Here is a 22050-nt window from a genome sequence, read left to right as displayed (position 1 = left end):
CAAAACCACTTCATAAAAGCCCCGCGCGCGCCTGCGCGCCGGGCCGATTCAATCTTCCGGCCACCATTCGGCGGCCTGCGCGCGCACCGCGGCGGCGGAGTCCAGCGTCAGCAATTGCTCGGCGCGCTTGCGGCAAGCCTGCTGGTCCAGCGTCCTCACCTTGGCCTTGATCTCCGGCACCAGGCCGGGGCTGACCGATAGTTCGGCGACGCCGAGGCCGACCAGCACCGGCGCGGCCAGCGGGTCCGAGGCCAGGGCGCCGCATACGCCCACCCATTTGCCGTGCTGGCTGGCGCCGGCCACCGTGCGTTCGATCAGCCTCAGCAGCGCCGGGTGCATCGCGTCCAGGCTGGCGGCCAGCGAGGCGTTGCAACGATCCATCGCCAGCGTGTATTGCGTCAGGTCGTTGGTGCCGATGGACAGGAAGTCGGCCTCGGCGGCCAGTTGGTCGGCCAGCAGCGCGGCGGAGGGCACTTCCACCATCACGCCCAGCTGCGGCCGCTCGCTCAGCCCCGCTTCCTCGGCCAGCGCGTCGATGCGCTGGCGCAAGCGCCGCAGTTCGCCGACATCGGCGATCATCGGCACCAGGATGCGCAGCAGGGACAAGGGCCGCAGCATCAGCAGCGCGCGCAGTTGCTCGTCCAGCATCTCCGGATGGGCGAAGCCGGTGCGGATGCCGCGCAGGCCCAGCGCCGGATTCGGCTCCGGCGGCAGGGTCAGATAGGGCACTTCCTTGTCGCCGCCCACGTCCAGCGTGCGGATGATGGCGACGCGGCCCTGTAATTCGTCCAGCACCGCCTGATAGGCGTTGGCCTGTTCGTAGCGATCCGGCGCGTCCTGACGGTCGATGAACAGAAACTCGGTGCGCAGCAGGCCGACGCTGTCGGCGCCGTGGCGCACCGCTTCGCGCGCGTCCTCTTCGTTGGCGATATTGGCGGCCACCTCGACGCGCACGCCGTCCAGCGTCACCGCGGCGCCGTCGGCGTCCGCGCGCATATCGGCGCGGCGGCTCTCGCGCTCCGCCATCGCCTGCCGGGCGGCGGCCAGCAGGGCCGCGTCCGGCGCCGGATGACAGCCGCCTTGGCTCGCATCCAGCAAGACTTCGCTGCCGGCGTCCAGCCGCAACACCTGAGGCCCGCAAGCCACCAGGGCCGGGATGCCCAACGCGCGCGCCAGGATGGCCACGTGGCCGGTGGCGCCGCCGGCGGCGGACAGGATGCCGGCCACCCGCTCGCGCGGCAGCCGGGTCAGTTCGGAAGGCGCCAGGTCTTCGGCCACCAGAATGGAGGCCGGATACAGTGCGGGCTCGCTTTGGGCGTCGCCCAACAGGGCTTTCAGCACTTGGCGTTCAATGTCTTTGAGATCCGCCACCCGTTCGGCCAGCAAGGGGCTGCCCAGGCCGGACAGCACGCGGCATTGCGCGCGCACCGCCTGACGGAAGGCGTGGCCGGCGCTGTGGCCGGCGGCGATGTCCCGTTCCGCCGCGTCCCGCAATTCCGGATCGTCCACCAGCGCCAGATGGGCGGCGAAGATGTCGCTTTGCGAGGTCTGGCCGCGGCGCAAGGCTGTGTCGATGGCGGCGGCGATGCCGGCGCTCACCTCGGCCAGCGCCCGGCGCAATTGCTCGCGCTCGCTGTCGGCGTTGACCGCGAACTCCGCCACCTGCGGCTCGAAGGCGTCGAGACGCACCACCTGGCCGATGGCCAGGCCCGGCGCCGCGCACACGCCGCCTATCCAGCCGGCCGGCAACGCGCGCGCCGGCGCGCTCGCCAAGGGCGCGGGCCCGCCGTGGCCGGATTCGGTGCGGGTCTGCAGCGCGGCGATCACCGCCGCGGCCGCGGCGGCCGCGTCCTCGCCCTGCGCCAGCACCGCCACATCGTCGTCCTCGGCCACGCCCAAGCCCATCAGGGCCACCACGCTGCGAGCGTTGGCCGCCTGGCCTTTGAACTCCACCCGCACGCTGGCGCGATATTGACGCGCCGCGTTCTGCACCAGCGCCGCCGGCCGCGCGTGCAGGCCGCCGGCATGGCGCACCGTGGCCTGACCGCGGCTTTCCGCGCCCTCGGCGCTGGGGGCCTCGTCGGCCGCCGCGCCGCCGGACAGCGTCAGAAACACGCTGCGGCCCGCCTGCTGCCAGCCCTCGCCCCGACTTTCCAGCGCATAAGCCTCGCCATTGGCGATCACCACCATGGTCAGCAGCGACGGCGCGCGCCGCGCCACCGCGTCCAGATCCACCTCGATCAGGGGCTGGCCCTGACGCACCGCGTCGCCGGCCTTGACCAGCGGCTTGAAGCCCTCGCCCTCCAGCTTGACGGTGTCGATGCCGATGTGGATCAGCACTTCCGCGCCGTTGGCGGCTCGCAGCGTCAAGGCGTGGCCGGTGCGCGCCAATTGCGCCACCTCGCCGTCACAGGGCGCCAGCAGGGTGCCGGACAGCGGCTCGATCGCCAGGCCGTCGCCCATCATCAAGCCGGCGAAGACCGGATCGGGCGCGCGGCTCAGCGGCACGGACGGCCCGTCAAACGGGGCCAGGAGTTCGAGCGTAGCGGACATGGGGGGCGTCTCCATTCTTACTGACTGATGTGTCTCCGCGGCCGGCGCGGCTTCCGCTGGACGCCGTTCGCGGCGCGCCCCGTTCGCGCAGACGGTCGGGGCGCGGTTTCAAGCAGGACCGGACTCAGCGCGTGCAGGTCACTTTGGACAAGTGGCGCGGCAGATCCGGGTTCAGGCCGCGCGCCTCGGACAAGCGCGCCGCCATCAGGTAGAAGCTCTGGATCGCCAGCAGCGGATCCAGCGCCTCGTCGTCGGCCAGCGCCAGGGTCAGGTCGCGGCTGGCGATATTTTCCGGCGCCGCCAGCAGCACCTTGGCGCCGCGGCCGCGCATCTCCTCGGCCAGATCGATCAGGCCCTGTTGCTCCGGCCCGCGCGGCGCGAAGATCAGCAGCGGATAGCCGTCGTCGATCAAGGCCATCGGCCCGTGCTTGATCTCGGCGCCGGAGAAGGCCTCGGCCTGGATCGCGCAGGTTTCCTTGAATTTGAGCGCGGCTTCCAGCGCCACGGCGAAGCCCAGGCCGCGGCCCACCACCATGATGCGTTCGGCGTCGCGCAAGACGTCCACCGCCGCCGTCCAGTCCTGGCGCGTGGCTTCGGTCAGGCGCTGCGGCAGATTGGCCAGCGCGGCCAGCAGCGCGTCGTCCGCCTGCCAGTGAGCGACCAGGCGCGCCACCGCGGACAGCGAGGTGATGTAGCTCTTGGTGGCGGCCACGCTTTTTTCGTCGCCGGCGCAGAGAGGCACCACCCATTCGCAGGCGGCGGCCAGCGGCGATTGATGCTTGTTGACCAGCGCCGCGGTGCGCGCGCCGGCGGCGCCCAGCGCCTTCATGGTGTCGATCAGGTCCGGGCTTTGGCCGGACTGGGACAGGGCCACCGCCAGCTGGCCCTTCACCGCCAGCGGCGCGCGGTGCAGGGTCACCAGCGACATCGGCAAGGACACCACCGGCACGCCCAGCCGCTGCATCGCCAGATAGGCGAAGTAGTTGGCGGCGTGATCGGAACTGCCGCGGGCCACGGTCAGCGCCAGGCTGGGGCGTTCCACCGCCAGCGCGCGTCCCAGCGCGGCCAGCGCTTCATCGGCGTACATGTGTTGCGCGGCCACCGCCTCGGCGGCGTACAGCGCTTCTTCAAGCATCAACGAGGCCAATCTGTTCTCCCTCTACATAGACTTGCTGCAAATTCAAATCCGCGTCCATCGTCACGATGTCGGCCCAGGCGCCGACGGCGAGCCGGCCGCGATCGGCCAGGCCAAGGTAGTCTGCGGGATAGAGCGACAGCCGGTGCGAGGCGTCCGCCAGCGGCAGGCCGATGGACACCAGGTTGCGCAGCGCCTGGTCCATGGTCAGCGTGCTGCCGGCCAGGGTGCCGTCGGCCAGACGCACGCCGCCCATGCACTTGGTGACCGAGTGCGAACCCAGCTTGTATTCGCCGTCCGGCATGCCGGCGGCGGCGGTGGAATCGGTCACGCAGTAGAGGCGCGGAATCGAGCGCAGGGCGGCCCGGATCGCGCCCGGATGGACGTGGAGCAGATCCGGAATCAATTCGGCGTATTCGGCGTGTGCCAGCGCCGCGCCCACCATGCCGGGCTCGCGGTGGTGCAGGCCGCTCATCGCGTTGAACAGATGGGTGAAGCCGGACGCGCCTTGCTCCAGCGCCCGCACCCCGTCCTCGTAACTGCCCAGGGTATGGCCCAGCTGCACCTTGACGCCCTGCTCCGCCAACTGGCGGATGATGTCCATATGACCGGCGATTTCCGGCGCCAGCGTGATCAGCGACACCGGCGCCAGCGAGCGGTACCAGTCCACCTGCTCCATCACCGCGCGGCAGGCGTCGTCGGGCTGGGCGCCCAGCTTGCCGGGATTGATGTAGGGGCCTTCCAGATGCACGCCCAGGATGCGGGCGCCGCCGGGCTGGCGTTCGCGACAGGAGGAACCGAGCGCGCGCAACACCTGCTCGATGTCGATCGGCGGCGCGGTCATGGTGGTGGCCAGCAAGGATGTGGTGCCGAAGCGGGCGTGCAGCCTGGCCACGCTCTCGGCGGCGCGGCCGCCCTCCATGATGTCGACGCCGCCGCCGCCGTGGACGTGCAGGTCGATGAAGCCCGGCAGCAAATAACGCTCCACCGCTCGGCCGGAGGCCAAGCGCGCGTCTATGGCCTCGATGCGGCCGTCGGCAGCCAGTTTCAATTCGCCGTCCATCCAGCCGGCCTCGGTCAGGATGCGTCCTTGCAGCACTCGGTTTTGGGTCATCGTCTCAGTTCGGCAACAAAATCGTAGTAGTCGTTACGGCAATAGGTATCGGTCAATTCAATCGCGATGTTCTCGGCGTTGAAGCCGATGCGGGTGATCAGCAACATCGCTTCGCCGGGGCGGATGCCGGCCAGCGTGGCGATGTCGCCGGAGGCGTTCACCGCACGGATATGCTGCAGCGCGCGCACCACCGAATGGCCGCTGGCGTCCAGATGGGCGTACAGCGAGGTGCCCACTTGCTGCGGCTCCGGCAGATACGCCACCGGCAGCGTCGTCATCTCGATCGCCATCACCACTCCGTCGGCCAGCCGCTGGCGCTTCAGCCGCGACACCTGCGAAGTGGGCGACAGCCCCAGCTTGATCACTTCTTCATTGCTGGGCGCGAACACGCCGCGCTCCAGCCACACCGACGACGGCACGAAGCCGCGCTGGCGCAATTGTTCGGTAAAGCCGGTCAGCCGCGACAAGGGCTGCTCCAGCCTCGGCGTGATGAAGGTGCCCGAGCCCTGGCGCCGGCGAATCAGGCCCTGCTCCAGCAGCACATCCATCGCCTTGCGCGCCGTCACGCGCGAAATGCCCAGTTCTTCGGAAAACGTGCGTTCCGACGGCAGCGCCTCGTCCGCCTGCCACCAGCCGGCGTTGATGGCGTCGGCCAATTTCCGCGACAACTGCAGATACAGCGGCGTGGTCAGGGTTTCATCCGGTTTCAATGCAAGCCAGCGATTTTCCATGGGTTGTCTGCAAGTGGTCTGAAAACCCCAGTGTATAACCTGGCTCCCCGGCTGGCATCTTCCGCGCTGACGCGAGTCGATTCCGGCCTTCCGGCTTACCGCGAACGTTAATACCACATTAATACCACGTCAATACCATTTTATTTGCGCACATCATTGTCCGCTTGCTGCATGGCAGCAAAACGACAAACAGATGATTTGGCAGGGGAAATTGCGGGAGCAATGCGTATTGACCTGCGGGACAGGTCAGGTAATGAGCGTTTTTTGCAAGAATCAAGCAGATACAAGACCACACAGTAAGTATGGCAATAGTACCTTTCGCCAAACTTACATTAAAAATAGTCGTCTCATTTTAAATCATATGGCATTCATATGATGATTGGACTGCTCGGCAAACTGCTGGGCGCTTGCATACCACTCGTAGCTCAAAGGAGTCAGAATGAAACCACAACTGCGCCTTCCCGCCGCCCTCGCCCTGGCCTGCCTCAGCGCGCCGCTCTGGGCCCACGGCACCATGGAAGTGCCGATCAACCGCACCTACAACTGCTTCAAAGAGGGCGCGGAATCGCCGAAATCCGCCGCATGCCAGGAAGCCCGCCGCGTGGGCGGCACCCAGGCCATGTACGACTGGAACGGCATCAACCAGAACCCGCAAGGCGACAACCACGCGGCGGTGGTGCCGGACGGCAAGCTCTGCGCCGGCGGCCAGGACAAGTTCAAGGGCTTCAATCTGGGACGCACCGACTGGCCGAAAACCAAGCTGGTGCCGGACGCCAACGGCAACTACGAGTTCGTCTACCACGCCACCGCGCCGCACTCGACCAAATACTTCAAGTTCTACGTCACCAAGAACGGCTGGGATCAGACCAAGCCGCTGAAGTGGTCCGACCTGGATCCGCAGCCCTTCCACACCGTGACCGGCAACCCGCCGCTGGACGCCAACAAGCGCTACCACATGGTGGCCAAGCTGCCGGCTGGCAAGAGCGGCCCGCATATCATCTTCAACGTCTGGAAGCGCGCGGACAGCGAGGAAGCGTTCTACTCGTGCTCCGACGTGGTATTCGGCGACGGCACCAATCCGCCGGAACCGCCGCCGGTGACCAATCCGTGGAAGGAAATCGGCAAGGTGACCGCTTATGAAAACCTGCCGAACAACAGCACCGCCACCCTGCGCGTGTTCGACGCCAGCGGCCGCGACGCCGAAACCATCCCGGTCAAGCTGGACGCCGTCAGCGGCCAGATGGCGAACTGGCCGTACGAGCTGGGTGTGAAAGTGAACGCGACCTCCAAAGCGATCCGCATCGGCGTGATGAATCAGAAGCAACGCACGGTGAGCATCACCCCGGAACGCAGCGCCACCGCCAACCGCGTGTACCTGAACGACAGCTACAAGGGCTACACCTATCAGATCGACCTGAAAAAGGGCGACGGCGGCATCACGCCGCCGCCGGTGGGCGACACCTGGAAGGAAGGCCTGTCCTACACCGCCGGCCAGATCGTCAGCTACCAGGGCAAGAAGTACCGTTGCCTGCAGCCGCACACCGCCTGGGCCGGCGCGGGCTGGACTCCGTCCACCCAACCCGCCTTGTGGGCTCCGGCCTGACCGTCCCCTTGTCAGCGCGCGGGCTGAACGCCTGACGTGTTGACTCGCCGGCCTTCCCCGTCCCGGAAGGCCGGTCTCTCCCACACTCCTCCTGCCGCAGGCCCATTCCTTGGATGGCCACCGCGCCATGCCCGCGACGCAGGCAGGACGGCGGCCGCGCGTCGCCTGCCGGGATTCGCAAGAAAGCCGATTCCGATGGAAACCCCAACCCAGACCTATCCGCCCATCGCCGCCTGGCTGCACTGGATTTGCGCAGTCGTGATCCTGTGGGCGATGATCAGCGGCTTCGCGCTCGCCTCCGGCGCGCTGCCGCCGGCCGTCGCCGCGGCGATTCCGCCGTTCAACGTTGCGCTGACCACCTTGTTGATGCCGGTCTTCCTGCTGCGCGTTGTTTACCGCGCCAGCTTCCGCATGCCGCCGCCGGCCGGCATTCCGCCCGCCAAGCACCGGCTGGCGCGCCGCGCCCACGCGCTGCTCTATCTGCTGAGCTGTCTATCGCTGGCCAGCGGCTGGCTGATGATGGAGCGGCCGGTCGATCTGTTCGGCCTGATCACGCTGCCGCCCAGCCTGGAAGCCGGCGCGGCCACGCGCGCGCTGGCCAAGCTGCACTTCGCCAGCAATGTGCTGCTGGCTCTGCTATTGACCGCCCACATCGGCGCGGTGATTCAACACCAGCGCCAAGGCCGGCGCCTGCTGCGGCGCATGTCGCTGCTGACGGGCTAACGCCGCCAGCTGATCAAGACCACCGCCGCCACGATCACGCTCATCGCCAGCATCTCGTGCAGGCCGATATGCTCGCCGAGGAAGACCACGCCCAGCAAAACCGCGATCACTGGGTTGACGTAGGCGTAGCTGGTGGCGGCGGCCGGAGACACCGTCTTCAGCAAGTGCAGATAGGCGCTATAAGCGATGATGGAGCCGAACACCGCCAGGTAAAACAAGGCCAGCCAGCTGGACAGCGTCGGCATCGCCTGCAGCTTCTCGCCATAAGCCTGGCTGGCCAGCAACAAGGCTGCGCCGCCGAAAATCATCATCCAGGCGCTGCCCATCGGTCCCTTGGGCTGAGCCAAATGGCGGCTCCAGGCCGAGCCCAGCGCCCAACCGGCGGAGGCCAGCAGCAGCAGCGCGGCGCCGCTGGGGCTGGCCTTCAGATTGGCCCCCATATTCAACAGCACCATGCCGCAAACGCCCAGACCGATGCCGGCCCATTCCACCTTACGCGCCTTTTGACCGAACATGCGCGCGAACAACAGGGTGAACAGCGGCACGGTGGCGATCACCAAGGCGGCCACGCCTGAGGACACGTCTTTCTCCGCCACCGTGACCAAGCCGTTGCCCACCGCCGGCATCAGCACGCCGAGCAAGGCGGCGCCGCCCAGCTCCCGCGCGTTCGGCATCGGGTATTTGCGCAAGCATAGATAGGCCAGCATCAGCCAGCCGGCCAGGGAAAAGCGCAGGCCGGCCATCATCATCGGCGGCCAGGACTCGATGCCGATGCGTATGCCCATATAGGTGGAGCCCCAGATCACGTACAGGGCGAAGAAAGCGGCTAAGGTCAGCGGGGGAATGCGCGAAAACGGCATGGTGCGGCTCGGGAAAGTGGAACCGGATACCATGCCGTATGGGAATGTCCGTGGCAAGTCCAATTTTGCCGCGGACGGGCCAGGCTTAACGCGTGGCCAGGCGCTGCAAGATGTTGGAGAACTCTTCCATATAACTGTCGAAGCGGGTGGCCAAGCGGTCGACGTCGGTGGCGAAGCGGTTGTAGGCCACCACCGCCGGAATCGCGGCGAACAGGCCGATGGCGGTGGCCACCAGCGCCTCGGCGATGCCCGGCGCCACCGTGGACAAGGTGGCCTGGCCGGCGTTGCCCAGGCCGATGAAGGCATGCATGATGCCCCACACCGTGCCGAACAGGCCGATGTAAGGACTGACCGAACCGACGGTGGCGAGGAAGGAGGTATGGCTGTCCAGGGCGTCCAGCTCGCGCTGCGCCGCCGCCTTCATCGCCCGGCGCGAGCCGGCCATGATGTCGGACAGCTCGGTGCCGTTGCGGCCGCGCAGCTTCAGGAACTCGGCGAAACCGGACTGGAAAATGCGCTCCATGCCCACGGTGTCGCTACGGCGGCTGGCGTCCTCGTACAAGCGGTTCAGGTCCGCGCCGCTCCAGAAATTACGCTCGAACTCGTCGCTATTGCGCCGCGCCGCGCGCAGCACGGCGATCTTGTTGAAGATCAGGGCCCAGGACAGCACCGACATCAAGGCCAGGCCGGCCATCACCAATTGCACCATCAGGCTGGCGTCCAGGATCAGGCTCAGGAAGGAAATCTGTTGCACGGCAACTCCTCTTGTAATCGCCAGGCTCAGCGCAACACGCGGCCTGTTTCCAAATCAATGATGGTGGACGGTTTGCGCCGCTTGCCGATGCGGCCCGGCAGGGTCAGCACCCGCTGGCGGAAAGCCTCGCGGCAGGCCCGCGCGGTTTTCAGCGATTGCTGGCCGGCGCGGTTGGCCGAGGTGGACACCAGCGCCGTGCCCAGGCTGCGGCACAAGGCAGCCGCCTCGCCATGCGCTGTCACGCGCACGGCGATCTTGTCGTGTTTGCCGCGCAAGGCCGGCGGCACCCGGCTCGAGGCCGGCAGCAAAAAAGTATATGGACCGGGCCAGTAGCGCGCCAGTTCCGCGTATTGGGCGGCGCTCAACGGACGGATCAGATGACGGATCTGGGAGACGTCGGCCGCGATCACGATCAGCCCCTTGTGATTGGGCCTGGCCTTGATCGCCAGAATTTTGCGGATGGCGCGCACATCCAGCGGATTGCAGCCCAGGCCGTAGCAGGACTCGGTGGAATAGGCGATGACCTCGCCTTGCTTCAAGGCGGCGCGGGCCTGCTGTTGCAGGGCGCGGCCGGGCAGACGGGGCACGGGCCGCACCTGGCCTGGCGTGAACTTCATGATGGACGGCGATGCGAAAGTAAAGCCGCATTGTACCGCTGTCCGCGGCGGCGACCTAGCGCTTCGACGCCGCGTCGTCAACATCCTCCGGCGCCGGCCGCCAGGCGTAGCAGCGAAGCGGCGGCCTGTCGCTGCAAAATTGCTTCAACCAATACGCCAGCCGGCGCCAGCAGCGGCGCTCATGACGCAGGAAATGTGTTAGTTGGCGACGCCAGCTCCCTGGCTCAGCAGCCTCTCCCTCGTCCACTCGGATCATGACTCCTCCTTAGCGTATACGCGCCGCGAGCCCAGCAAGAGCCGCGGCCAGGCCAGCAATCGGGCCTGATGAAAGAAGCCTACAAAAGCACATGTAAATCTAAAATTTAAATGAATTGCGTTTTTATAAAAACAAAGAAAATTACATTTAAATAAATATATTAAAAACCATCAATAAAACAGAACACCTCAGCCTCACTGTGAAATCACCGGATTTTTAGGATTTTTCCTAATGAGGATATTTCACGTCAATGCTAGCATCATCTCAAAAACACAAACAACAAATAAACAAAAGCTTATGCAGCTTAAAACCTCAAAAATTCATCAAAGGATTCGGCACTGAAAGCCCTATCTGGATATAAAAATCATGAATGCCATTCAAACCGGAATAAATGTCCTGCGCACGCAAGGACAGGCCTTGATCCGACAAGCCGATACGCTGTCGACGTCCTTCTCTCGCGCCATTGACTTCATGTACGCCACCACCGGAAAAGTCATCGTTTCCGGCATGGGCAAATCCGGCATCATCGGCCGCAAAGTCGCCGCGACCCTGGCCTCCACCGGCACCCCCAGCTTCTTTGTCCATCCCGGCGAAGCCTTTCATGGCGATCTTGGAATGATCATGTCCAATGACTGCCTGCTGCTGATCTCCAATAGCGGGGAAACCGAGGAGGTGCTGCGTCTGCTGCCCTATCTCAAACACATCCAGGCCAAGGTTATCGCCATCACAGGCAAATCGGGCTCCACCCTGGCGACGCAAGCCGATTTGTCGCTCCCCATCCCAGTGGAGCGCGAAAGCTGTCCCAACAATCTGGCGCCCACCACCTCCACCACGCTCGCTCTGGCCATGGGCGACGCACTGGCCATGGCGCTGATGGAAAAGCGCCAGTTCCAAGTCGAAGATTTCGCCCGTTTCCATCCCGGCGGCGCGCTGGGCCGAAAACTGCTGACCAAGACGAGAGACGCAATGCAGGTGCGCGTTCCCTTCAATCTTCCGGACGATAGCTTCAAAACCATCGTCAGCTCCATTACCGAAGGCTGCCTGGGCTTAACCGTGGTAGGCGCTCCCGACGCCCCCGCCATAGGCATCATCACCGACGGCGATTTGCGCCGCGCCATTGAACAGCACGAAGACCTCAAATCGCTGCGCGCTCGCGACATCATGAGCCCATCGCCATTTCACATTGCCGCGGAAGCCATGCTGTCGGAAGCGGAAACGCTGATGCAGCAGCACAAGATCACGGCCTTGCTGGTCACAGATGAAGAGCGGCGAACCGTCGGCGTCATCAAATCGTTCGATATCTGATATGCGCAGCGGCTTCGACATCATGCGCGCCACCGTGCACGCCTTACTGCTCAGAGAGCTGAAAACCCGCTTTGGCGAGTATCGGCTGGGCTATCTGTGGGCGCCGCTGGAACCAGCCGCGCATATGGCCATCCTGCTGCTCGTACTCGGTTTCATCGTACAACGCGCGCTGCCCGGCATGTCATTCCCGGTTTTCCTGGCCAACGGCATCGTGCCCTACATGCTATTCCGCAATATCGCCCTGCGCTCCTTGAACGCTATCGAAGCCAATCGCGGCCTGTTCAATTACCGTCCGGTCCTCCCGCTGGACGCGGTACTGGCCCGGGCCCTGCTCGAGAGCCTGACCTACGCGCTGGTCTACATCATGCTGATGAGCTGCCTGTGGCTTGCCGGTGAGACCATCCAGCCAAGCAAACTGCCGCTATTGGCCATGGCCTGGATGCTGCTGAGTATGTTGGCCCTGGCCTGGGGTCTGATCTGCATGGTTCTGGGCCATGCGTTCAAGGCTGTCGACAAGCTGCTTCCCATCCTGATGAAGCTGCTCTACTTCCTCAGTGGAATCCTGTTCCCCCTCAGCCTGATTCCCGCCGAGTACCGCTGGCTGGTGGAGTGGAACCCTCTACTACACGCCTTCGAATTGATGCGGCACGCGGTCATGCCCAATTACCCGCTCAGCGACGACAGCCTGTCCTACCTCTTCGCCTGGACGCTAGTTCTGCTGTTTGCCAGCTTATCTCTCTATAAGGGCCGGGAACCGGCCATGTTGCGCTCATGATCCAGATACACAAACTCAGCAAATCCTATAAGACGCCAAGCGGACGGTTCTATGTTTTCAAAGACCTCAACCTTGAGATTCCATCCAATGTCAGCGTCGGCCTGATCGGCCGCAACGGCGCGGGCAAATCAACCTTGCTGCGCATCATCGGCGGCATGGACCTGCCGGACTGCGGCAGCATCGTCACCCGGCACAGCATCTCCTGGCCGGTCGGCTTGGCCACCGGCTTTCAAGGCAGCATGACCGGTCGCGAAAACGTCAAATTCGTCGCCCGGCTCTATGCCCGCAAAAACGAACTGAACGACAAGGTCGCCTTCGTCGAAGACTTTGCGGAACTGGGCAGCTACTTCGATATGCCGATCAAAACCTATTCCTCCGGCATGCGTTCCAGGCTTGGCTTTGGTCTGTCGATGGCTTTCCCTTTCGACTACTACCTAGTTGATGAGATCACCGCCGTGGGCGACGCCGCCTTCAAGCGGAAAAGCGCGGCGCTGATGCAGGAGCGCCGCCGACACAGCCAGTTCCTGATGGTGTCGCACTCCATGTCCGAACTGAAGAAGTTCTGCGACGCCGGGCTATTGATCGGCCGCTCCCAGGTTCGCTATTTCCAACGCATTGACGACGCCGTCCAGGCCTACCGGGAAGAAGAGCATGTTGACGTGGTTTGACCGTTTCCTGCCCCAGGCCTTGCTCACCCGCCTTGCCTCTCCATGGGTCTGCATCGGCCTGCCGCTGGCCTTGTGCGGCGGATATTTGGCCCTGATCGCCCAGGACCGTTACGTCAGCGAATCCAAAGTCATCGTCAAGCGCTCCGGGGATGGCGGCGGTGATCTGAACCTGGGCACGCTGCTGGGGGCTGGAGCCTCCACCGTCCGGGAAGACGCCATGCTGTTGCAGCAATACATACATTCGCCGGACATGCTGCAGCGGCTGGAGCGGCGGCTGGCGCTCAAACAGGCTTACCGCTCCGCTGGTCTGGACTGGCCGCATAGGCTAGCCGAATCGGCCAGCAAGGAAGACACGCTGGCTTTCTACCGCGACAAGGTCGGCGTCCAATTCGACGATAAAACCTCCTTGCTGACGATACGCAGCCAAGGCTTCACCCCTCAGTTCTCCCAACAACTGAATCTCGCCATCCTGCAAGAATGCGAGCGCTTCATCAACGGGTTGTCGCAAGCCATCAGCCGCAATGAGCTGGCCTTCGCTCAACAGGAGGCTGAACGCGCCTATCAGGGCCTGAACGCCGCCAAAGAAGCCTTGCTGAAATATCAGAACAGCCATGGTCAGCTCGACCCTGTCGCCCAAGCCCAGGCCGCCGGCCAACTTCTTGCGGAACTGCAGGCCAAGCAGGCTCAGTTGGAGGCGGAGCTGCGCAATTTGCAAAGCTATCTGCAAAGCGATGCCCCGCAAATCACCTCCCTTACTGGTGCGCTCGAGGCGCTGAAAGCCCAGCTTCTCCATGAAAAAAACAAGCTGGCCGCTCCCGAGGACGGAAAGCTGAATCGTCAAGCCGCCCAATACCAGGAACTGAAGTCAAAAGCCGACTTTCAAGCCGACCTGTACAAGTTGGCGCTGACCGCGTTGGAGAAAAGCCGGGTAGAGGCCAGCCACAAACGCAAAAGCCTTGCCGTCGTGAGCTCGCCACAACTGGCGGAGGACGCGGAATACCCACGCAAGCTTTATACGCTGACCACGCTGCTGATCGCCTGCAGCCTGCTCTACGGCTGCGTACGCCTGGCCCTGTCCATCATCGAAGATCACAAGATTTAGCCCCACTATGCAACGCGCCAAGATCCTCCCGCTTCTTTGCCTGGCCCTAAGCCAGGCCCACGCGGTGTCCCTGCTGCCCGACGCGCAAACAGCGCCGGAGCGGCCCCTGCGGCAACAGGCCGCCGAGCGAACAATACCGCCCCCGCCACAGGAGGCTTCGATCATTGTTCCGCCACAAGCGCCCGGGCGCATGTTCGGCTCGCAACTTTTTGGCGGCGCCTTCCGCAATAGCGCAGGCCAGGGCTTCAACCCCAACTACCAACTGAGCATCGGCGATCGCATCGCGCTGCGCCTATGGGGCGCCTTCAACTTTGACGCGCAGCTGCTCATCGATCCCCAAGGCAATATTTTCATTCCGAACATAGGCCCGGTGCCGGTCGCCGGCATACGCAACGGCGAATTGAACACGGCGGTGTCAAACCGAGTGCGTCGCGTCTACAAGGCCAACGTCAACGTCTACGCGGCGCTAGACATCGCTCAACCGGTCAAGGTCTTCGTCACCGGTTTCGTCAAACAACCCGGCCTCTACGGCGGCATCGCCGCCGACAGCGTGCTCAGCTATCTGGACAAGGCCGGCGGCGTCGACGCCGAGCGCGGCAGCTATGTCGACATTCAGATCAAGCGCGGCGACATCGTGCGCCAACGCGTCAACCTCTACGACTTTCTGCTTCAGGGCCGGATGGACATGACGCAGTTCTCCGACGGCGACGTCATTGTGGTCGGCCCTCGCCAGCATACCTTCACGGTCAGCGGCGAGGTGTTCAATGCCTATGACTTCGAATTTGGACAGAACAGCATCAGCCTGCAGCAAGCCTTGCAAGTCTCCCGCCCCAAGCCCGGAGCCACTCACGCCAGCATCATTCGTCGCCAGGGCACGCAGAAGCGCAGCGAATACTACCCGCTGGAACAAGCTGGAAATGTGGTGTTGCAGGATGGCGATCAGCTATTGATCAGCGCCGACCGTTACGCCGGCACCATCCAGGTGCGAGTGGAAGGCGCCCATTCCGGCGAACACGCCATCGTACTGCCCTACGGGGCCAGCATGGCCGACGTACTGGCCAAAGTTCAGGCCAACAGCATGTCACGGGTAGATGCACTGCAGCTATTCCGAAAATCGGTGGCTGAACGGCAGAAAATCATGCTGGAGCAGTCCTTGCAAAAATTGCAGGAGGCCGCGCTCTCCGCCCGTTCCGCCACCAAGGAAGAGGCCGATTTACGGATAAAAGAAGCCGAATTGATTGAACGCTTCGTGGCCAAGGCCAGCAAGATCACTCCGCGCGGGCAGGTCGTGCTGAATCCGGAAAACCTGCAAGCCACCTTGCTGGAAGACGGCGACGTCATCCGCATTCCGGAAAAAACCAGCGTGGTCATGGTGCATGGGGAAGTGATGTTTCCCAATGCCGTCAGCTGGCAGCAAAACTTGAAGGTCAACGACTACATCGAGCGCGTGGGCGGCTACGTTCAAGGCCCGAAAAACGCTCGTCTGATTCTATTGAAACAAAGCGGAGAAACTCACACCGCAAGTTCCCACACACCAATTGCCGCCGGAGACGAGATTATGGTGTTACCCAAAATCGAAAGCAAAAACATTGAAATCACCCGTGGCATTACTCAGATCCTTTACCAGATCGCAGTCGCTGCAAAAGTGGTATTTAACCTTTGAACGAGTAAGCGAGAAGCCCAGCACCCCCAATACTCAGCAAGCTGTTCAAAACCCGAACCCAGTTAGGCGTCCGAATCACTTCAAAAGGATAAAACATGGGAAAACTGAGAAAACTCATTCACAATCCGAGTTTATTTTTTTACGACATGGCTAAAAAGAGAGGGCATATAGGAAACGATGCCACATTACCATCTGGAGTAAAAATGCAAGCCCAAGCAAAACCTGCAGCTAAAACACAGACCAAACCAGCAGCAAAACCAGCAGAGCCGGCTAGCACGAAGCCAGCAATTGAGACCATTGACACCTCTGCCATTAATTTTTTTATGCCTGCCTACCTAATGATACATACAGGGGAAGGAGAGGCATCCGGCAGCTTGCACCTGAACTCATGGATTCCATATTTTGCAGCATCAGGCTGTCCATTTGTAATACTCATTAGAAACATAGCGCTCTACAAATCAATAAGGGCAAAGTATCCATTGATTCCTGTTGTTTTCGCAAAAAACCCGATTGATGTCGAGGCCGTAGTAAACCGCTTGCCCGCATTGAAAGCTTGCTTCTACCCCTCAAACACAGGAAACAATATCCATCTTCTGAGATTCAATCACTTTGAACACATTTTCGTAGGTCATGGGGATAGCGACAAGTCCGCAAGCGCGCATAAATTCTTCCGCGTCTATGACGCGATCTGGGTTGCGGGACAAGCTCATATCGATCGATTCAAAAATGCCGGTTTTGAAGCAAGGCATTTAAATTTTATTAAAGTCGGCCGACCTAATCTTCGAGAAATACTAATTAGATCCGAAAAACCGTGGAGAGATAGAGGATTTGTTCCAAATATACTCTACCTACCTACCTGGGAAGGCACATTTGAAGAACAGAACTACTCCTCAACCTTGTTATCCGGAGAGTTAATTCGCTGTATCAAGCAGCACTTTGATGTAGATATAAGTATTAAATTCCATCCGATGACAGGCAATCGAAAGAAAACTCTTCTTAACATTCATGAAGAGCTGAGCAATGCGTTGGATCAGCAAGGAATTGATGCCCTTATCGAGCAAAAAAGCACTCCAATCAATCATCTACTTAGAACGGCCAATGTATTTGTCTGTGATATATCTGCAGCTGTTTCCGAGTGTTTATCTGCCAATGGTCCCATTTTTGTCTTCATTCCACAAGACCGAGAAATTAAGCTCTCCAGCAGCGACATGTCTTACGAATATTACTCTTATACATTTCATGACATCGATGAGCTTATTACAAAGATGAGCCAGGTACTGGGTGGCAATGATTATTTAGCAGAACGAAGAATGGAGGCCATCGACTATCTGATAGGAAAAGAACAGACTCTCAATTCAGAGTTTATACGACAGTTAAAATCATTTGACACAAGTGAAATCACATAAACAGGAGTAATACCATGAAAAACGTCGGCGTTATTCTATCTGGCGGCAATGGGTCAAGATTTGGCGGACCGATACCAAAACAATTTGCAAAACTTGCAGGCCGTTGCGTGATTGAGTACACCATTGATGCATTTGAGAATTCAAATGATATCGACGAGATCATCGTCGTATCCAAAGCAGACTATGTTGAATTTGTATGGAGTCTGGTCAACAAAAACCATTGGGAAAAGGTAGTCAAGGTTATTGCAGGCGGTGACGATAGGTTTACCTCCACCTATTCGGCAATTCTAAGCCTGATGAATTACCCAAGCAAAACCAAAGTTTTGTTCCATGACTCTGTTCGCCCTTTGGTCAATGATCAGATAATTCGTGAGTGTGTAAATAAGCTGGATGCTTTCGCTGCCGTCGACGTAGTTATTCCCTCTAACGACACTTTAATACAGGTAGGAGATGATGGATGCATCAAGGATATTCCTCCTAGAGACTTGATGCGCAGAGGACAAACACCTCAAGGATTTTTACTAGAAACGATCCGTGATGCGTATAAATTAGCAATAGAAAAAGAGCGTCGAAACTTTACCTGTGACTGTGGCGTTGTGCGAGCAATGTTGCCTCATATCAAGATTGCGACTGCGGATGGCACAGAAAGCAATCAAAAAGTCACTCACACTATGGACTTGTTCACGATAGAAAAAATGCTACAAGCTCGTAGTAAGTCTTTACGCTTTGAACCCTCTCTACTGGGAAGGTTAAAAGGAAAAAATATCATCATATTTGGCGGATCCAGTGGCATAGGCAAAGCCATTCACGATCTGGCGACTTTAAACGGTGCCAATGCATTTTCTGCAAGCCGCACGCAAAACAGCATAGATATCTCAAACAGAGAAAGCATTGAAAACTTCCTGAACAGCGTAATAGAACAGGTAGGAAGAATAGATATCGTAGTCAATACTGCCGCGATACTCATCAAAAAGCCTTTAGAAAAAATGTCATCTGAAGAAATAAACTCCATCATCAGCACCAACTACTTCGGCATGGTAAATATCGCTCTATCTTCTCACAAATACCTGAAAGACTCCAAGGGAGCCCTGCTGAACTTCACCTCCAGTTCCTACACTAGAGGACGTGCTTATTATTCTCTTTACTCATCCACAAAAAGTGCTGCGGTCAACTTCACCCAGGCCTTGGCAGATGAATGGAGCAAAGATGCAATCCGAGTCAACTGCATCAACCCCGAAAGGACACAGACACCGATGCGCGTGACAAACTTTGGCCTGGAAGATCCTTCTCTGCTATTGAAGGCGGAAGAAGTTGCGGAGACCAGCCTGCTAGTCACCCTAACACGCAAGACAGGAATGATAGTCGACATCAAAAAAGAAGGAGCACTACTCATATAGTTTCATTAATAAGCCAAATCATGAAGATGAAATCTTCGACCATTTTACATCACAGGAAACTTCAATGCTTCCTTGCAACACATACATATATATAGACACAAAAATAATCGGAGCCATTTATCAATTGGCCAACCATTTTCATACGGGTGTTTTTGATCAAAATACCCTTGTGCTTATTAAAAGATACAAAACAATAGATAAAAAACTTTCAGCCATCCTAGAGCGGCTTAAAATCCCATATCAATGGATTGAAAGGAACAGCCAAATAGACGAATTGGAAAACGGCATCATATTTTACCCATTCAATGCGCAATCCAATTGTCGGGTCGTTGCCAATCGAAAGATGATACATGTTTTTATTACTCATGGAGAAAGCAATAAAAAATCATCCACCAAGCCCATCACTAGGATATACGATTATATTATCGTTGCTGGGGAGGCTGGTATTGATCGTTACTTGCACAATGGCATCTTCTCCTCATGCGACAAGAGCCAGGGGCGTTTAATTAGATTGGGAGATACCTTTTCTGGTCGTTTAAATGCTTATTTCGTACAGCCACAAGATGACGGTGCACTATTTTACGCACCGACATGGGAAGGAGGTCTAGAGTCCGAAAACTACTCCAGCTTAGGCGACATGAACAACTTCGGTAAGCTGCAAAGACTGGCGGAAAAACTGGGGATAAATCGCATCATCATTCAAACCCATCCCAATTTGGGACACCGAAGCCGAGGTCATGTAAAAAACTTATGGACCGGCATATTAAAATTACTCAAAGCAGGAATAGAAATCAGACTAGTCAAGCCATATCACTCCATGAATATTTTTCCCATGTTTTTCAATATTTTTGAGAGATTCGAAGTTGTATCACGCAAAGAGCCGCTTAAAATATCGATGGCAATAACCGATGTGTCCGCCATGGAGGTCCAATGCTTAGCGGCCGGGATTCCTGTCTGCATTTTAATTAAAAACAATCTTCGCCCAGATGTATTTTCAAAACAACAAGAAAATCATTACTCTACCTTAGGCGTGGGCAAAGATGATGAAATCCCATCCATCATCGCTTACGACCATAATAACAAACATAATACTGACATGAAAAATTACTACATATCATATGAATATGATTTTTTAGCCGAGATGCCCATCTCTTCAAGAGTAAAATGGTTAAGCAACGCAGTTCAAAACAACATCAAAAACGCCAGATTCTTAAATTATTTACCTTATAAAAAATAAGTTGGCTTTATATTTTTAACCTGAGGTTCCTGGACAGAATGCTTGTTCAATCTCATTGGCTATGATGGCGCCTAGGCCGGTAAGCAGCGACAAAATTTAAACCTACCTCGGAAAGACTGTGATGACTGTTGCTTGCTCCCCTAGCATCTATCGCATTCCCCATCTCTCCCAATTCATTGGTAGCGCTATTGTTCCCCTCCCTATGCCATCCCGCTACGCAATCCAAGCCATAGCGGTTTGGGGCCATCGCCCCAGTGCTCGCCACGGAGAGGATTTGGCCCTGCGGCTCAAAATACCCGTCCTTAGGCTGGAAGACGGCTTTATCCGCTCGCTTGGGCTAGGCGTAAAGGGGCATCCGCCTTTATCGCTCATCGTGGACCCCATCGGGATATACTACGACTCCACTCGCCCATCGCAGTTAGAGCAACTGATCCTCAGCCGCGCCGCATCTCCGGAAGAACAAGCTCGCTCCGCGCTTGGCCTGATGTGGATGCGTCATCGCCGTTTGTCCAAATACAACCACGCCCCAGCCCTTGCCTTGCCCCCCAAAAACGGCCGCCCGCGCGTGTTGGTGCTGGATCAAACGACAGGCGATGTATCCGTCCAGTTGGGCGGCGCGGACGCGCTCACTTTCCAAGCCATGCTGGAAGCCGCCTGCCGCGAACACCCCACAGCGGAAATCTGGGTAAAGACGCATCCCGACGTGGTGGCCGGCAAGAAACGAGGCTATCTGCCGCACCCGCCTCCCGGCATCCGCTTGATCGCAGAGGATGCCTGTCCCCAATCACTGCTGGCCCAGGTTGACGTGGTGTACACCGCCACCTCTCACATGGGCTTCGAAGCCTTGATCGCCGGCTGCCAGGTCGTCTGCTTCGGCATGCCTTGGTATGCGGGCTGGGGACTGACCGATGACCGCCATCCGGAGATGTCCACGCTAAAACGGCGCCGACACGGCCGCCGAACCTTGGAAGAGTTGTTTCACGCCGCCTATCTGCAATACGCCCGCTATATTCATCCGGAAACCGGCAAAGCTGGCACCTTCTTCGATGTGGCGGAGTGGATTCATTTAAACCGAAGCTTGCGCCGGCAGACCAGCGGCGTGCTGTGGTGCATGGGCATGAGTTGGTGGAAACGCGCGGTGGTTTGGCCCTTTCTGAAACAACCCGGCAACCAGATCCGTTTCATCTCCAGACCAGACCGATTGCCGCCGCGGCTGCCTCCAGACAGCAAGCTGGTAGCCTGGGGCATGGCGCAGGACGCCGCCGCTCTGGCGGCACGGCGCGGCCTGCCCTTGCTCAGAATGGAAGACGGATTCATCCGTTCTCTCGGGTTGGGCTCCGATTTGCAGCCGCCCTTATCCGTGGTGGTGGACGACGCCGGCCTCTATTACGCGCCGACACCCTCCTCTCGCCTGGAACAGCTGCTCGGCGAACTCGAACCGGAGCCTCAGCAGATTCTCCGCGCCCAGCGCCTCAGGCTGCGGCTGCTGGAACTGCGAATCAGCAAATACAATGTGGGCGCCACGTTTGAGCTCTCCACCGAGGCAGCAGGAAAAACCATTGTCCTGATTCCCGGCCAAGTGGAAGACGACGCCTCCCTCCGCGAAGCTTCCCCCTGGCTCACAAACAATCTATCGCTGTTGCGCGAAGTGCGCCGGCGGCGTCCTCATGCCTGGCTGATCTACAAGCCCCACCCCGATGTCGCCTCCGGCAACCGGCGCGGAGCCATCCCCGATCAGGAAACGGCCCGCTTGGCGGACCAAGTGGCGGCCAGGGCCGACATCCTGGCCTGCCTGGCCGTCGCGGACGAAGTCCACACCATGACCTCCCTGACAGGCTTCGAAGCCCTGCTGCGCGGCAAGCCGGTGCATTGCTACGGCATGCCTTTCTATGCCGGCTGGGGCCTGACTCAAGACCTAAGACCCTTGCCCCATAGGCAACGCCGGCTCACTCTCGAACAGTTGGTCTATGGGACGCTGATTGCCTACCCGCGTTATGTGATTCCGGGTCAGCCGGGCTTTGCCAGAGCCGAAGCCGTGGTAGAACACCTGTGGCGGCGCAAGCAGTCACTCGGACCCGCTCAAACCCGCTCGCACTGGCTGGCGAGACAGTGGCGCAAGGGCCTGGGCCTGCTGCGCACGCTGCTTTGAGC

The 22050-nt window shown here is 59.6% G+C and carries 18 protein-coding genes; 11 read left to right on the top strand and 7 right to left on the bottom strand.

Translation table 11 applies throughout. The annotated features are described in order from the left end of the window. Positions 1 to 48: 48 nt before the first annotated feature. The 4 genes from ptsP to ACODSD_RS00340 all read right to left on the bottom strand — a co-directional run bounded on the left by ptsP (position 49) and on the right by ACODSD_RS00340 (position 5533). On the bottom strand, positions 49 to 2553 hold the full coding sequence (gene ptsP / locus ACODSD_RS00355) for a phosphoenolpyruvate--protein phosphotransferase (RefSeq protein WP_488876563.1): 2505 nt from the start codon (positions 2551 to 2553) through the stop codon (positions 49 to 51). A gap of 124 nt (positions 2554 to 2677) precedes the next feature. Beyond that, the gene (locus ACODSD_RS00350) at positions 2678 to 3700 is read right to left on the bottom strand and encodes an SIS domain-containing protein (protein ID WP_235085859.1); all 1023 of its coding nucleotides are present in this window, start codon (positions 3698 to 3700) and stop codon (positions 2678 to 2680) included. Continuing rightward, the gene (gene nagA / locus ACODSD_RS00345) at positions 3681 to 4802 is read right to left on the bottom strand and encodes an N-acetylglucosamine-6-phosphate deacetylase (protein ID WP_227105585.1); all 1122 of its coding nucleotides are present in this window, start codon (positions 4800 to 4802) and stop codon (positions 3681 to 3683) included. The genes ACODSD_RS00350 and nagA overlap by 20 nt, the downstream gene beginning before the upstream one ends. Then, positions 4799 to 5533 (bottom strand): GntR family transcriptional regulator, encoded by a 735-nt coding sequence (locus ACODSD_RS00340; RefSeq protein WP_019101073.1) that lies wholly within the window; start codon positions 5531 to 5533, stop codon positions 4799 to 4801. Before ACODSD_RS00340 ends, nagA begins: the two co-directional genes overlap by 4 nt. A gap of 439 nt (positions 5534 to 5972) precedes the next feature. On the opposite strand from ACODSD_RS00340, the gene ACODSD_RS00335 reads away from it, so the two are divergent. Beyond that, positions 5973 to 7136 (top strand): lytic polysaccharide monooxygenase, encoded by a 1164-nt coding sequence (locus ACODSD_RS00335; RefSeq protein WP_107801020.1) that lies wholly within the window; start codon positions 5973 to 5975, stop codon positions 7134 to 7136. Positions 7137 to 7331: 195 nt separating this feature from the next. Next, on the top strand, positions 7332 to 7859 hold the full coding sequence (locus tag ACODSD_RS00330; RefSeq protein WP_488876562.1) for a cytochrome b: 528 nt from the start codon (positions 7332 to 7334) through the stop codon (positions 7857 to 7859). On the opposite strand, the gene yedA is transcribed toward ACODSD_RS00330, so the two are convergent. From yedA to tsaC, 3 genes are all read right to left on the bottom strand, one after another. Then, positions 7856 to 8719: a drug/metabolite exporter YedA gene (gene yedA / locus ACODSD_RS00325; RefSeq protein WP_227105589.1), complete on the bottom strand. Its 864-nt coding sequence runs from the start codon at positions 8717 to 8719 to the stop codon at positions 7856 to 7858. The two genes, ACODSD_RS00330 and yedA, sit on opposite strands and share 4 nt — an antisense overlap. Positions 8720 to 8804: 85 nt before the next feature. Continuing rightward, positions 8805 to 9473: a protein TolQ gene (gene tolQ / locus ACODSD_RS00320; RefSeq protein ID WP_019101077.1), complete on the bottom strand. Its 669-nt coding sequence runs from the start codon at positions 9471 to 9473 to the stop codon at positions 8805 to 8807. 26 nt (positions 9474 to 9499) lie between these two features. Further along, on the bottom strand, positions 9500 to 10060 hold the full coding sequence (gene tsaC / locus ACODSD_RS00315) for an L-threonylcarbamoyladenylate synthase type 1 TsaC (RefSeq protein WP_227105591.1): 561 nt from the start codon (positions 10058 to 10060) through the stop codon (positions 9500 to 9502). Between the two features lie 652 nt (positions 10061 to 10712). Here tsaC and ACODSD_RS00310 point away from each other — a divergent pair. The 9 genes from ACODSD_RS00310 to ACODSD_RS00270 all read left to right on the top strand — a co-directional run bounded on the left by ACODSD_RS00310 (position 10713) and on the right by ACODSD_RS00270 (position 22048). Beyond that, the gene (locus tag ACODSD_RS00310) at positions 10713 to 11651 is read left to right on the top strand and encodes a KpsF/GutQ family sugar-phosphate isomerase (protein WP_488876561.1); all 939 of its coding nucleotides are present in this window, start codon (positions 10713 to 10715) and stop codon (positions 11649 to 11651) included. Position 11652: 1 nt separating this feature from the next. Beyond that, the gene (locus tag ACODSD_RS00305; protein WP_488876560.1) at positions 11653 to 12426 is read left to right on the top strand and encodes an ABC transporter permease; all 774 of its coding nucleotides are present in this window, start codon (positions 11653 to 11655) and stop codon (positions 12424 to 12426) included. Next, on the top strand, positions 12423 to 13094 hold the full coding sequence (locus ACODSD_RS00300; protein ID WP_488876559.1) for an ABC transporter ATP-binding protein: 672 nt from the start codon (positions 12423 to 12425) through the stop codon (positions 13092 to 13094). The genes ACODSD_RS00305 and ACODSD_RS00300 overlap by 4 nt, the downstream gene beginning before the upstream one ends. Continuing rightward, positions 13078 to 14196: a KpsE/RkpR family capsule polysaccharide export protein gene (locus ACODSD_RS00295; protein ID WP_488876558.1), complete on the top strand. Its 1119-nt coding sequence runs from the start codon at positions 13078 to 13080 to the stop codon at positions 14194 to 14196. Before ACODSD_RS00300 ends, ACODSD_RS00295 begins: the two co-directional genes overlap by 17 nt. Positions 14197 to 14203: 7 nt before the next feature. Then, positions 14204 to 15859, top strand: coding sequence for a polysaccharide biosynthesis/export family protein (locus ACODSD_RS00290; RefSeq protein ID WP_488876557.1), 1656 nt, complete (start codon positions 14204 to 14206; stop codon positions 15857 to 15859). 95 nt (positions 15860 to 15954) lie between these two features. Beyond that, positions 15955 to 17265, top strand: a complete 1311-nt coding sequence (locus ACODSD_RS00285) for a hypothetical protein (RefSeq protein ID WP_488876556.1) — start codon at positions 15955 to 15957, stop codon at positions 17263 to 17265. 14 nt (positions 17266 to 17279) lie between these two features. Then, the gene (locus ACODSD_RS00280; RefSeq protein ID WP_488876555.1) at positions 17280 to 18662 is read left to right on the top strand and encodes an SDR family NAD(P)-dependent oxidoreductase; all 1383 of its coding nucleotides are present in this window, start codon (positions 17280 to 17282) and stop codon (positions 18660 to 18662) included. Positions 18663 to 18726: 64 nt separating this feature from the next. Beyond that, positions 18727 to 19899, top strand: coding sequence for a hypothetical protein (locus tag ACODSD_RS00275; RefSeq protein WP_488876554.1), 1173 nt, complete (start codon positions 18727 to 18729; stop codon positions 19897 to 19899). A gap of 121 nt (positions 19900 to 20020) precedes the next feature. Further along, positions 20021 to 22048: a capsule polysaccharide biogenesis protein gene (locus ACODSD_RS00270; protein ID WP_488876553.1), complete on the top strand. Its 2028-nt coding sequence runs from the start codon at positions 20021 to 20023 to the stop codon at positions 22046 to 22048. The last annotated feature ends 2 nt before the right edge of the window (positions 22049 to 22050 follow it).

Source organism: Chromobacterium sp. FG22 (assembly GCF_057809415.1).
This window is presented reverse-complemented; position numbering and strand designations above follow the sequence as displayed.